Consider the following 12885-nt stretch of genomic DNA (forward strand, 5'->3'; position numbering starts at 1 on the left):
CACGTGAACCAGCCGGCCGGCGGCAAGCACCACGCGGGCCGCGACCAGCGCCGCGGCGGCGGCAACGGCGCCCAGAACAGCGGCCGCCGCTCCGGCAACGGCAACACGGGCGGCAACGGCGGCAACAACGGCGGCCGCGGATCGCGTTCGCCACGCTGAGTCCCCGCAGCGCGCTTGCACGCAAACGCGCACGCGCCGTGATCCGGCGACAGCCGCGGCGACGCAGCCGCGCGCCGGCACCGGACTGATCGCCGATCGCGCTTTGCGATGACGGCGAAGCCTGTGCGAACCTCGACGGGTTATCCGTCGGGGTTCCTGGATGAATACCGCTTCCGTTGCCTCGCCGGCACCGCGCTTCGCCTCGGTCGATGCGCTGCGCGGACTGACCGTCGCGGCCATGCTGCTCGTCAACGACGCAGGCGACTGGAGCCACGTCTATCCGTGGCTCGAGCACGCGGCCTGGAACGGCTGCAGTCCGGCGGATTACATCTTTCCCTTTTTCCTGTTCGTCGCCGGCGTCTCGCTGGCGCTCGCGCTCGAGCCGGCGATCGAACGCGGACGCGCGCCTGCGGCGCTGCTGCGCGGCGTGCTGTCGCGCGCGGCGCGGTTGTTCGGCGCCGGGCTGTTCCTGCACCTGGCCGCGGCGCTGCTGATCGCTGACCGCGCGTTCCGCCTGCCCGGCGTGCTGCAGCGCATTGCGCTCTGTGTCGCGTTGACCGGCGCGGCGGCGCTGACCTTGCGACCGCGCGCGCAGTGGACGCTGTTGGGCCTGCTGCTGCTCGGCTACGGTGCGCTGCTGGCCTGGGGCGGCGTCGCGCAGGACGCGAATCCGGCGCTGTACGTCGACAGCGCGCTGTTGCGCCGCCTGGCCTATCAGTACGACGCCGCCAGCGGCCGCGCATTCGATCCGGAAGGCCTCGTCAGCACGCTCGGCGCGCTCGCGACGACGGTGCTAGGCCTGCGCGCCGGCCATTGGCTGCGGCGCGGCGAACTCGACGCGCTCGCGCGGGCGGGCTTCGTCGCGGCGGCCGCCGGCGCGGCGCTGAATCTGCTGCAGCCGATCAACAAGGCGCTGTGGACGCCGGCCTATGTGCTGTGGACCGGCGGCATCGCCTGTCTCGCGCTGCTCGTTGCGCACCGGCTCGCCGACCGGCGCGGCATCTGGCTGCCCGGCGGCGCGCTCGGCCGCAATGCGATGCTGGCCTATGCGGGTTCCTGGCTGCTGGTCTGCGGGCTCGCGGCGACGGGCGCGGATCGCTGGCTCTACGCGCACGCGTTCGCGAGCTGGCTGACGCCGCTGGCCGGCGCGGAATTCGCGTCGGCCGCCTGGGCTGCGGCCATCGTGGCGGTGTGGTGGCGGGTCGCGATCGCATTGGATCGGCGCGGGTGGTACTGGAAGATCTGAGCGGCATGCACGAAATGCGGCGGCGCATCGTGCGGGCGGCGCGGCCGGTGGACGCTTGCTGTCGTCGCGAGCCGGGCGCCTCTCGACGCGGGGGTTCGCTGCGCTCGCCGCCAGCCTACGATGCGGCGCTCGCTGCCGGCCTGCGGGTCATGCCTCGGGCCACGATGGCTCGGCGGACTGTTCGCTGGCGCTGCGTCACAGCGTTCGCGGCTGACAAAGGAGAACTGCCATGCCGCGCCTCTGCCGCGAAGACGCGCTCGCCTATACGCCGGACTACGCCGAATTCCAGGAAGGCCGCACGATCATCAACGTCCGCTTCCCGGAACACGGCGAGCGCTCGATGTGGCTCGCGCGCGCGTCGATCGCGTTCGACGCGACCTGGAACGAGCTGCCGAACATCGTCGCATTCGCGACGGCACACCTGCGCGTGAAGCAGCGCGCACGCTGGCGCCGCTACGACGACGCCGGCATCACCGACGCCCTGGCCGTGCACGGCATCTGGATCAACGTCGAAGACGGCTCGGCCAACTGCCACGTCTCCTACAACACCGACCGGGAACAGCCGCGCGGACTGCCGCCGTTGACCGAAGACGACGTGGTCTTCCTGACGCGCTGGGCGTCGGGCTGGCTCACGGTGGAATACGTTTCGCCGGCGCCGGAATCCTAGCAATCGCGGCGCCGCTCCATGGAGCGCGGCGCGTGGCGAGGGCGGCGGCCGGGAAACGGCGACCGCGACGGGCGACGCGCGTTGCAGCGGCAGGACTTCGGTGCGGGGAGCCGCTGCCCTCACCGCCGGCCGGCGGGATCGGCCGGCTGGCGGCCAGAGACCGCGACGCCGGGGTCGCTGCGCCCGTTCCGACCTAGGTTCCGAAACCGTCGACGAAGATCTGGTCCACGCTGCACTCGCCCGGCACCTGCGCATGGCTCAGCGCGATGTCGTCGACGAACCAGCCCTGCCCGGCCGTGCCGCCGTCGGTGCGGTAGAGCCAGCGCAGCTGCACGCTCTGGCCGGCGTAGGCCGACAGGTCGATGCGCGAGTTCGTCCAGGTCGCCAGCTGGTTCGTGCCGGTGAAGGCACCGGAACCCTGATTGATGCCGCAGAGCGTGCCGCCGTTCGTGATCGACGACGGGTAGCCGCCGACCGGCGTCAGCCGCGTCCAGTTCGTGCCGTTGTCGGTCGACACCTCGACGACGCCGCCGTCCCAGCCGGCCTCGATGTCCCAGGCGCTCCAGAACGACAGTTCGGCGCCCTGCCCGGCCGTCAGGTTCAGGGTCGGGCTGACGAGCGAGACGCAGAGGTTGTTGGCCGAGGTCGACCAGAAGCTCTGCGCGCCGCTGCGCTTGCGCGTCGTCGCCGTGTGCCAGCCCGCGTGCTGCGGCGCTTCGACCGCATTCGTGACCGGACCGGCGGCCGAGGTGTCGAACAGCGGTTCGCCGGGCTCGGCGCCCGAGACGAAGGTACCGTCCTGCAGCGGCCCGCTCGCGCGGCCGTACAGTTCGACCGCGTTGCCGTCCTCGGCGCCGTTGGCCGCATCCACAGCTCGCACCACGTAATAGCGGTTCGCGCCGCCGGCGATGGTGCGGTCGGCGAAGCTCTGCGCGTCGACGCCCTGCGCGATGCGGTTGGCCGCGCCCGGCACGAAGCCGGCGCTGTCGCCGCGATAGACCGCATAGCGCGCGGGGCCGCCGCAGGCCGGCGCGGCGGCGTTCCAGCTCAGGTCGAGCCGGCAGCCGGCAGTGCCGGCGTTGCTGACACCGGTGATGCCGTTGAACAGCGGCGGCGCGGTGCAGTCGCCGTTCGCGCGCGCCTCGACGCAGGCCGACGCGGTCGACGCGCATTGGCCGTTCGCCGTGGTCTCGACGACGCGGTAGCCGTAGTCGACCTGGCCCGACACGCCGCTGTCGACGAAGCTCGGCGCGGTCAGGCCCGTCGCGACGGTCGAGAACGCGCCGCCGCAGCCGCCCTGGGCGCGCTCGAGATTCCAGATCGCGCCGGCGTTACCGGAGCCGGTCCAGCTCAGGCTGATCTGCTGGCTGCCGCTGGCCGTCGCGCTCGGCGCCGCCGGCGCCGGCGGCGAGGTGCACAGCTGCGGCGCGACGACGAAGAAGCCTTCGTCAATGCCGCTCAGGATCACGTTGCCGCTGCCGGGAAAACGGTAATTGTTCCAATTGCCGTTGAACTCGGCATTGTCGCTGGCCGGAAACACGTCGAAATAGGCGACCTCGGTCATCTGCGCCTGCGACAGGTTGTCCAGGCGCAATATGCGCAGGCCCGATTCGTAGTTCGATTCGTAGACGTACTGGCCGTGCACGTAGAGGTTGTGATCGATGACGCCGAGCGCGTGCTCGTGATAGCCGACGAGCACGGGCGCGTCGAGATCGGCCAGGTCGAACACCAGGGTGCGCGCGTTATGGCCGAACGTGGTCTCATCGAGTTCGTCGTTGAGCAAGGCATAGCGCTGGTCCTCGGTGAACCAGGCCTGGTGCGGATAGCCCGCGCCGGTCCAGGTCAGCGAGGACAAGGTCGCCGGCGCGGCCTTGTTCGTCACGTCGACGATCGCGAAGCGCTTGGTCGGGCCGTTCGCGTTGAGGCAGATCTCCTTGCCCTGGTGCTGCGTGTCCGGCCCCGTGTAGACGAAGCACTGGCTCTCGTGGGTGTAGCTGCCGGTCGTCACGCAGCCGACGAAGGCCGGATCGTCCGGCACGTGGATGTCGTAGATGCGCAGCGCACCGGTCGCGCTCGGCGCCGGACAGGTATTGCTGCCGGCGACGTAGGCGAAGCCGGTGGCCTCGTTGATGCCTATCGTGTGGCCGCGGCCGAAATCGCCGCGGTAGGCGTCCTCGCTGAAGGTCTGCGGCGTCGTCACGCCGCGCAGCCGGGTCAGGTCGAACACCTGCAGGCCGTGCGCGCCGTTGTTGTCGCTGACGACGTAGGCATGGTCGGCGTAGACGCGCACGTCGCGCCAGATCGAGCTGCCCGTATGCGTCGGCAGCTTGCCGAGGTATTTCGGATGGGTCGGATCCGACAGCTCGAACATGGCCAGGCCGTTGTCGGCGCCGATCAGCGCGTATTCGATCTGCGTGGTCGGATCGGTCCAGCCCCAGAGGCTGTTGGTGCTGCCGGCCGAGAACGTCGCGACCGGCGTGAACGACAGCAGATCGACGTTGGAACACGGATAACCGGCCGCGAGACCGCCGACGCAGGGTGTCGCATGCAGCGGCGCGAGCGGGCGCGGCTGCGCCGGACGCGCCGCGAGCATGGCCTGCATGCGCGGGCTCAGCCCGCCGGGCTCGGCCGCGGCCAGCGGCGTGGACAGCAGCAATCCCCAGCACACCGCCAGACCGGCGTGAATCCGTCCGCGCTTCATGCGTCGCTCCCCCTGTCGATCCGCCGATTCTAGGCAGGCGCGGCGCCGCTCTCCAAGCGGTCGCCCTGCGCCGGCGCACGGAACGGCCGCAATGCGGCCGCGGCTCGTCCGCGCGGCGGACCGCGCGTCACGCGGAATTCCGCGCCGCCTGGTCATGCTGCGATCGACCGATCTTGCGGCAGGGCAGCACGAGCGGCGCAGGCGCGGCAAAGCGGGCGGGACTTCCGTCAGGGGCGGGATGGTCGGCCAGGGTTTAGGATCGGCGCCCGATTTCCTGTCCGGAGTGCGTTTCCATGAAGAATCGTCTCGCCGTCGCACTGGCGCTGGCCCTGGGCCTCGCGGCGCCGCTGTACGCCGCCGACAAGGCCGCAACCGCCGCCCCTGCCGCGGCCAAAGCCGACATGAGCCAGAACCCGTTCGCCAAGCCGAGTACCCTGCCGTTCCAGTACCCGGCCTTCGACAAGATCAGGAACGAGCACTTCGTTCCGGCCATGGAAGCGGGCATGACCGAGCAGCGCGCCGAGATGGACGCGATCGCCGACAGCAAGGACGCGCCGACCTTCGACAACACCATCGTCGCGATGGAGAAATCGGGCCAGCTGCTGAACCGCGCGACCACGGTGTTCTTCAACCTCAGCGGCGCGAACACCAACGACGACCTCGAGAAGATCCAGAGCGAGATGGCGCCGAAGCTGTCGGCGCACCAGGACGCGATCGCGCTGAACGGCAAGCTGTTCGCGCGCATTCAGGCGCTGTACGACAAGCGCGACACGCTCGGCCTCGATGCCGAAGGCAAGCGCCTGATCGAGCGCTACTACACCGACTTCGTGCGCGCCGGCGCCAAACTCAACGACGCCGACAAGGCCAAGCTCAAGACCCTGAATTCCGAACTGGCGAGCCTGCAGACGCAGTTCAGCCAGAACATGCTCAAGGAAAACAACGCCTCGGCCGTCATCGTCGACACCAAGGAAGAACTCAAGGGCCTGTCCGACGGCGCCATCGCCGCGGCCGCCGAAGCCGCCAAGCAGCGCAAGCTCGAGGGCAAGTACGTCATCGCGCTGCAGAACACCAGCGGCCAGCCGGCGCTGGCCCAGCTCGAGAACCGCGCGCTGCGCGAGCGCCTGCAGAAGGCGTCGGTCAACCGCGCGAGCCATGGCGGCGAGTTCGACAACCGCGCGATCGTCGCGAAGGTCGCCAAGCTGCGCGCCGAACGCGCCGCGCTGCTCGGCTACGAAAATCACGCCGCCTACACGCTCGAGGACGAGACCGCCAAGACGGTCAAGGCCGTCAACGACCGCCTCGCCCAGCTCGCGCCGCCGGCCGTGGCCAACGCGAAGAAGGAAGCGGCCGAGCTGCAGGCCATGATCGACAAGGAAAAGGGCGGCTTCCAGCTTGCGCCGTGGGACTGGTCGTTCTACGCCGAGAAGGTTCGCGCCGAGAAGTACAGCTTCGACCAGGGCCAGCTGCGCCCGTACTTCGAGCTCGACAATGTGCTCAAGAACGGCGTGTTCTTCGCCGCGAACAAGCTCTACGGCATCAGCTTCAAGGAACGCAAGGACCTGCCGGTCTACAATCCCGACGTGCGCGTGTTCGACGTGACCGACGCCGACGGCAAGGCGCTCGCGATCTTCCTGGTCGACTACTACGCGCGCGACAACAAGCGCGGCGGCGCCTGGATGAACGAGTACGTCTCGCAGAGCGGCCTGTTCGGCACGCATCCGGTCGTGGCCAATCACCTGAACATTCCCAAGCCGCCCAAAGGCGAACCGACCCTGCTGACCTACGACGAGGTCAACACCGCGTTCCACGAGTTCGGCCACGCGCTGCACGGCATGTTCTCGAACGTGAAGTACCCGCGCTTCTCGGGCACCAGCGTGCCGCGCGACTTCGTCGAATACCCGTCGCAGGTCAACGAGATGTGGGCGACCTGGCCGGAAGTGCTGAAGAACTACGCCAAGCACTACAAGACCGGCGAGCCGATTCCGCAGGAACTCGTCGACAAGGTGATCGCCGCGGACAAGTTCAACCAGGGCTTCGCGACGACCGAATACCTCGGCGCCGCGCTGCTCGACCAGTCCTGGCACCAGATCAAGGCCAGCCAGGCGCCGGACGCCGCCGGCGTGCTCGACTTCGAAGCCGCCGCGCTGAAGAAGGCCGGCGTCGATTTCGCGCCGGTGCCGCCGCGTTACCGCAGCACGTACTTCTCGCACATCATGGGCGGCTACGCGGCGGGCTACTACGCCTACATCTGGAGCGAAGTGCTCGACGCCGACAGCGTGGAATGGTTCAAGGAGAACGGCGGCCTCTCGCGCAAGAACGGCGACCACTTCCGCCAGACCCTGCTGTCGCGCGGCGGCAGCGAGGACGCGATGCAGCTGTTCAAGGACTTCCGCGGCCGCGACCCGGACGTCAAGCCGCTGCTCGAGCGCCGCGGCCTGACCGCGAAGTAAGCGTCACCGCAGGAACCGCGCGGCCGCGATCACCGCGGCCGCGCCTTGCTACCCGCTCACCTCGCGCAAGGAGCCGGCGGACCGTGGCCCGGCGCAGCGCCGATCGTCGGCGACGCAGGAGCGGCGCACATGAGCCGGCGGCGTTGGCAGAGAGCTGCCCTCTGACGAGGAAGGGCTTCAGGCGGATCGGTCTCCGCCGGCGAACTCGGAATATCCCGGCTTCTCAGGCGTCCCGTGCCGCGTCGCGCAGCGACGAGCGGTACGGCATCTTGTCGGCATTCAACAGCCGTTCGATGCGCATGAAGACCTCGGCGCGGGAGAACGGCTTCTTCATGAAATCATCGGCGCCGATGCGCTGGGCGTAGAACTGCTCGGTCGCCTGCTCGTTGCCGCTGATCATGATGATCGGAATGTCTTTCGTGCGCGAATCGCGGCGCAGCTGGCGCAGCGCGGCGAAGCCGTTCATTCCGGGCAGCACGATGTCGAGGAAGATCAGGTTCGGCGCCTCGGCCTGGGCCAGGCGTATGCCTTCCTCGGCGTCGCCGGCTTCCAGGGTCGCATAGCCGTTCTGCTGGAGCAGCTTGCGCAGCAACGCGACGATGGTCGGCGAATCGTCGACGATGAGCACGCGCGTGCCTTCGCGCGCATTGATGCGCGGCCGGTCCCGCCGCTCCGCGGCGGCGGCCCGGCCGCCGAAAATCCGTTGCAAGAACGCAAGAACGCCCACGTCTACTCCCCAAAACTCCATCCCCGGCCGTGAAGTGTCCGGCTTAGGCGCGGGCGGGTCAAACCGGACCGCCGGGGGACGGGGCTGCGGACGGGGCCCCGGCAGCGGCCCGCCGCCTCAGCGCAGCAGGCGGCCGACCAGCGACGGCTCCAGCAGGGCCATGAACATCAGCCCGAAACCCGCGCCCCAGAGATGCGCGCTGTGATTGATGTTGTCGTTGGACTGGCGGTCCATGTACCAGGAATAGGCGATGTAGGCGATGCCGAAGACCAGCGCCGGCATCGGAATGAAGAAGACGTAGATCGTCGCGCCGGGCCGCAGCAGCACGCCCGCGAACAGCACGGCCGCGACCGCGCCCGAGGCGCCGAGGCTGTAGTAATTCGGGTCGTTCTGGTGCCTGACGTAGCTCGGCAGTATCGAGGCGACCAGGCCGCCGACGTACAGCAGCGGCAGGCCGAACAGGCCCATTTTCAGGGTCAGGTACGCCTCCATCTGCTGCCCGAAGAAGAACAAGGTGAACATGTTGAAAAAGAGATGCATGCCGTCGGCATGCACGAAGCCGTAGCTCAGCAGGCGCCAGTATTCGCGGCGGCGGCGCACGGCCGGCGGCCACAGCACGAGTTGCTGCTTCAGGCGCGCGTCGTTGAACGCGGCCAGGGATACGGCCACGGTCAGGCCGATCAGAATCAGGGTGACGATCATGCGGAAACGGCTCCTGCGTCAGGGCGGTCGAGGCTGGCGGCCCGCAGCGGACGAAGCGACGGCGAGCCGCCGCTCTTCGCGACACGGCGCCCGCCGCTCCGGGCCGTCGCGGCTCAGCCGCGCGGCTTGAACAGGGCCGCGTCGAGTATGGACCACAGATGCACGATCCAGCCGAGCAGGACGAGCCAGAGCACCGCGGCGAGCACGAACTGCACCGCGGCCATGAGCAGGCGTCCCTGCACGAGCTGGCCCAGCCCTGGAATGAAGAAACTGCAGAGCGCGGCGATCACGTTGCCGGCGGAACCCTGTCCTGTGCTCATGGGTTGTCACGTCTCCCGGATGGACGGCTCGAGACCGTCGAAAACAATCGTTCGTGGAAACCGCGGCGGTCGACGGCGATTCGGCGCCGCAGCGACGGCCTGCGCGCCGCGACCCGCACTGCCGCGGCGCGACGAGCGCATGGTTGCGCAGATGTTAGCGGCGACTGCGCATTTCAAGCGGCGCGGTTGCTTTCGGACCGCCCGCGGGACTAGCCTGCGCCACCACGCCGGCGGCCGCGGGGCCGCGGCCTTCCGGGAGTCGTCCGTGATACCAGTCCGTTCCGCACTTGCATTGGCTCTCGCGATGGGTTTGGGCGCCGTCGCGCCGACCGCGCTCGCCCAGGCCGTCAATGCCGCCGCCGCCGACAGCTTCGTCGCCGCGATCAACCAGGAGATCCGCGACAACTACGTCGAAGTCACCGCCGCGCAGTGGGTCTCCGAGACCTACATCAACGGCGACACCGAAGTGCTCGTGGCCAAGGCCAACGAGCGCGCGCTCGCTCGACTTTCTGCCAATGTGGAGAAATCCAGTAAGTTCGCCGGCCTCAAGGACCTGTCGCCGGCGACCCGCCGCGGCATCGACCTGCTGAAGCTGCAGACCGCGATGCCGGCGCCGCAGGACCCGGCCAAGCTCGCCGAGCTGACCCAGATCGCTTCGCGCCTGAACGCCGCCTACGGCTCGGGCAAGTCCTGCACCGATCCGGCCAAGCCTGAGACCTGCCGCAATCTCGACCAGCTCAGCAAGACCCTGGCCGACGACCGCGACTGGGACGCCGACCTCGAAGCCTGGACCGCCTGGCACAACACCGCGCGCGGCATGCGCAAGGACTACGTGCGCTTCGCCGAGCTCGTCAACGAAGGCGCCCGCGAGATGGGCTACGCCAACGCCGGCGACATGTGGCGCGCGGGCTACGACATGAGCGCGGCGGATTTCCGCCAGGAAACCGACCGTCTCTGGCGCCAGGTCGAGCCGCTGTACAAGGACCTGCAGTGCTACGCGCGGCACAAGCTCGAGGCGAAGTATCCGGGCAGGCTCGCCGCCGACGGCACGATCCCGGCGCACATCACCGGCAACATGTGGGCGCAGGACTGGTCGGCGCTGTATCCGCTGCTGCAGCCGTATCCGGGCGTGTCCAACCTCGACGTCGACGCGGCGCTGAAGGAGAAGCAGTACACGCCGGTCGCGATGGTGCAGCGCGCCGAGGACTTCTACAGCTCCCTGGGCTTCCCGGCGCTGCCGAAATCGTTCTACGAGAAATCGCAGCTGACGCGCCCGGCCGACCGCGACGTGGTCTGCCACGCGAGCGCCTGGGATCTCAACCTCGAAGGCGACGTGCGCATCAAGATGTGCATCAACATCAACGAGGAAGACTTCCGCACGATCTACCACGAGCTCGGCCACATCTATTACTACCTGGCCTACAACAAGCTGCCGCCGCTGTTCCAGACCGGCGCGCACGACGGCTTCCACGAAGCGATCGGCGACACGATCCAGCTGAACCTGACGCCGGGCTATCTCGCGCAGATCGGCCTGGCCGGCGCGACCAAACCGAGCAAGGAGGCCGTGCTCAACGCGCAGATGAAGCAGGCGCTGGAGAAGGTCGCGTTCCTGCCGTTCGGAAAGCTCATCGACGAATGGCGCTGGGGCGTGTTTGACGGCTCTATCAAGCCGGCCGACTACAACGCGGCCTGGTGGGCGCTGAAGAAGAAGTACCAGGGCGTCGCGCCGGTCGTCGCGCGCACCGAGGGCGACTTCGATCCCGGCGCGAAATACCACGTACCCGGCAATACGCCGTACATGCGCTATTTCCTCGCCCACATCCTGCAGTTCCAGTTCCAGCGCGAGCTGTGCAAGGCCGCCGGCTACAAGGGGCCGCTGCACGAATGCTCGATCTACGGCAACAAGGCCGCCGGCGCGAAGTTCTGGGCCATGCTCGAAAAGGGCTCGAGCCAGACCTGGCAGGCGACGCTCAGGGAGCTGACCGGCAAGGGCGAGATGGACGCCTCGGCGATCCTCGACTATTTCGCGCCGTTGCACGCCTGGCTCAAGCAGCAGAACAAGGGGCAGCACTGCGGCTGGGAGTGAGCGGGCCGTCTCGACGTAGTCGATCCGACGATCCAGGGCGCGCCGCGAGGCGCGCCCTTTTCGTTGCCTGCGCGCATTCCGCGAACGCGTGCACGGCACCGCAAGGCTCACGCGCGTTGCGCCCGGCGGAAAACGCGCTCGCCAGCATCGGCCGCCGCCATCCATACCGGTCCATCAACTGTGGCGGCACGCCGCATCGCCGCCGCATGCTATGTTCGCGCCAGCCAACCGCGAGACCCCGCCATGCAACGCTGGATCAAACTTCCCGACGGCCGCTTCGTCGACGCCAACCGCATCATGTACATCGGCAAGGTGGAAACCTATCCGCGCACCGACGAAGACGGCAACGATCTCGGCCAGGGCTACAACGTCAACATCGGCACCGACGTCGCGCGCGACCAGCAGCTGACGATCATGGGCGGCAAGGACGAGGTGCTGCTGGTGCTCAAGCAGATTCTCGGCACCGCGCCGGCCGGCTGAGCGCGATCAGTCCGCCGGCGCGGCTGCCGCGCCGGCGTCGCGCAGCAATTCCTGCTTGGTCTGGTAGCGGAACACGCGCCAGGCCACGAAGCCGACGACGGTCAGGGTGGCCGCGCCGAGCGCGAGGTGCAGCGCGCTGCCCGACACGAACACGACGACCACGCCGGCAAGTACCGCGTTGAAAACGAGGCTCACGAAGGCCTGCAGCGACGACGCGCCGCCGCGGTGCAGCGGGAAGCGGTCGAGCAGCAACACGGTCAGGCTCGGGAACGACAGCGAGATGCCGATCGCGTGCAGGCCGATCGGCAGCACCGACCAGGGTATCCGCGGGTGCGGCAGCACGAGCGCCGTCGTCACGTTCAACAGCGACGCGACGAGCATGACGCCGTAGCCGAGACTGATCGTGCTCGTGACGCTGATGCGGCCGGCCAGGCGGCTCGACAGCAGCGAGCCGACGAACATGCCCATGACCGCCGGCACGAACAGCCAGCCGAACTGCTGCGGACCGAGCTTCAACAGCCCGACGACGAACGCCGGCGCCGAGGAGATGTAGAGGAACATCGCGCTGAAGTTCATCGTGCCGGCGATCGCGAGCGGCCAGAACTGGCGATGCCGCAGCATGTCGAGATAGCCGCCGACGAGCGCGCTCACGCGCAGCGGCAGGCGCCGCTCGGGCGGATGCGATTCGGGCAGGCGCCAGATCGATGCGGCCAGCAGCAGGCCGCCCCAGAGCGCGAGGAACCAGAAGATCCAGCGCCAGTTGCCGGCCAGCAGCACCCAGCCGCCGATCATCGGCGCGAGCGCCGGCGCGATCGTGAACAGCATCGACACGTTCGACATCAGGCGCTGCACGACCGGGCCCTGGTACAGGTCGCGCATGATCGCGCGCGCGACGATCCAGCCGGCGCCTGCACAGGTGCCCTGCAGCGCACGGAAGAACCACAGGCTGTCGATGGACCAGGTCAGCGCGCAGCCGATCGAAGCCAGGGTGAACACCGCGACGCCGCCGATGACGACGGGCCGGCGGCCCAGCGCGTCCGACAGCGGTCCGTGCACGAGCGACATCACGGCCAGCGCGACGAGATAGATCGACAGGGTCTGCTGCATCGCGAAGTCGTTCGCGCCGAACTCCGCCGCGATGGCCGGAAACGCCGGGAACATCGTGTCGATCGCGAACGGACCGAACATGGCCAGTCCGGCGAGCAGCACGGTCAGGCCGGGCTTGGGCGTCACGCTCATGGCCGGACCGCAGGCGCTGCGCCGGTTCCCGCGCCTGCCGTGCCGCGGCCGGCAGGCGCTGCGCCCTCCTTCGCCGCCGCCCGCGCCGACGGCAGCCGGCGCGCCGAC

10 protein-coding genes are annotated in these 12885 nt (G+C 69.0%); 5 read left to right on the forward strand and 5 right to left on the reverse strand.

From position 1 onward, the window contains the following. Positions 1–319: 319 nt before the first annotated feature. A complete protein-coding gene (locus NON22_RS12375; protein WP_257387248.1) occupies positions 320–1405 on the forward strand; it encodes an acyltransferase family protein in 1086 nt (361 codons plus the stop codon). A gap of 229 nt (positions 1406–1634) precedes the next feature. Then, positions 1635–2072 (forward strand): hypothetical protein, encoded by a 438-nt coding sequence (locus tag NON22_RS12380; RefSeq protein ID WP_257387249.1) that lies wholly within the window; start codon positions 1635–1637, stop codon positions 2070–2072. A 193-nt stretch (positions 2073–2265) separates the two neighbouring features. Here NON22_RS12380 and NON22_RS12385 read toward each other — a convergent pair whose 3' ends face one another. Beyond that, a complete protein-coding gene (locus NON22_RS12385) occupies positions 2266–4773 on the reverse strand; it encodes a choice-of-anchor B family protein (protein ID WP_257387250.1) in 2508 nt (835 codons plus the stop codon). A 293-nt stretch (positions 4774–5066) separates the two neighbouring features. On the opposite strand from NON22_RS12385, the gene NON22_RS12390 reads away from it, so the two are divergent. Next, on the forward strand, positions 5067–7223 hold the full coding sequence (locus NON22_RS12390) for a M3 family metallopeptidase (protein WP_257387251.1): 2157 nt from the start codon (positions 5067–5069) through the stop codon (positions 7221–7223). 223 nt (positions 7224–7446) lie between these two features. On the opposite strand, the gene NON22_RS12395 is transcribed toward NON22_RS12390, so the two are convergent. The 3 genes from NON22_RS12395 to NON22_RS12405 form a co-directional block, all read right to left on the reverse strand. After that, positions 7447–7851 (reverse strand): response regulator, encoded by a 405-nt coding sequence (locus tag NON22_RS12395; RefSeq protein ID WP_343231945.1) that lies wholly within the window; start codon positions 7849–7851, stop codon positions 7447–7449. A gap of 216 nt (positions 7852–8067) precedes the next feature. Then, the gene (locus NON22_RS12400; protein ID WP_257387252.1) at positions 8068–8652 is read right to left on the reverse strand and encodes a rhomboid family intramembrane serine protease; all 585 of its coding nucleotides are present in this window, start codon (positions 8650–8652) and stop codon (positions 8068–8070) included. 113 nt (positions 8653–8765) lie between these two features. Further along, positions 8766–8972, reverse strand: a complete 207-nt coding sequence (locus tag NON22_RS12405; protein ID WP_257387253.1) for a hypothetical protein — start codon at positions 8970–8972, stop codon at positions 8766–8768. A 304-nt stretch (positions 8973–9276) separates the two neighbouring features. On the opposite strand from NON22_RS12405, the gene NON22_RS12410 reads away from it, so the two are divergent. Further along, complete coding sequence (locus tag NON22_RS12410) at positions 9277–11058, forward strand: M2 family metallopeptidase (protein WP_257387254.1); 1782 nt, start codon at positions 9277–9279, stop codon at positions 11056–11058. Positions 11059–11301: 243 nt separating this feature from the next. Further along, positions 11302–11538, forward strand: a complete 237-nt coding sequence (locus tag NON22_RS12415; RefSeq protein ID WP_257387255.1) for a hypothetical protein — start codon at positions 11302–11304, stop codon at positions 11536–11538. A 6-nt stretch (positions 11539–11544) separates the two neighbouring features. On the opposite strand, the gene NON22_RS12420 is transcribed toward NON22_RS12415, so the two are convergent. Then, on the reverse strand, positions 11545–12777 hold the full coding sequence (locus NON22_RS12420; protein ID WP_257387256.1) for a multidrug effflux MFS transporter: 1233 nt from the start codon (positions 12775–12777) through the stop codon (positions 11545–11547). Positions 12778–12885: the final 108 nt, after the last annotated feature.

The organism is Tahibacter caeni (assembly GCF_024609805.1).
Taxonomy (GTDB): domain Bacteria; phylum Pseudomonadota; class Gammaproteobacteria; order Xanthomonadales; family Rhodanobacteraceae; genus Tahibacter; species Tahibacter caeni.

Bases quoted from the DNA above. Each gene is read 5' to 3' on its own strand.
- NON22_RS12375 (WP_257387248.1), top strand. From the start codon at position 320: ATGAATACCGCTTCCGTTGCCTCGCCGGCACCGCGCTTCGCCTCGGTC.
- NON22_RS12380 (WP_257387249.1), top strand. From the start codon at position 1,635: ATGCCGCGCCTCTGCCGCGAAGACGCGCTCGCCTATACGCCGGACTAC.
- NON22_RS12385 (WP_257387250.1), bottom strand. From the start codon at position 4,773: ATGAAGCGCGGACGGATTCACGCCGGTCTGGCGGTGTGCTGGGGATTG.
- NON22_RS12390 (WP_257387251.1), top strand. From the start codon at position 5,067: ATGAAGAATCGTCTCGCCGTCGCACTGGCGCTGGCCCTGGGCCTCGCG.
- NON22_RS12400 (WP_257387252.1), bottom strand. From the start codon at position 8,652: ATGATCGTCACCCTGATTCTGATCGGCCTGACCGTGGCCGTATCCCTG.
- NON22_RS12405 (WP_257387253.1), bottom strand. From the start codon at position 8,972: ATGAGCACAGGACAGGGTTCCGCCGGCAACGTGATCGCCGCGCTCTGC.
- NON22_RS12410 (WP_257387254.1), top strand. From the start codon at position 9,277: ATGGGTTTGGGCGCCGTCGCGCCGACCGCGCTCGCCCAGGCCGTCAAT.
- NON22_RS12415 (WP_257387255.1), top strand. From the start codon at position 11,302: ATGCAACGCTGGATCAAACTTCCCGACGGCCGCTTCGTCGACGCCAAC.
- NON22_RS12420 (WP_257387256.1), bottom strand. From the start codon at position 12,777: ATGAGCGTGACGCCCAAGCCCGGCCTGACCGTGCTGCTCGCCGGACTG.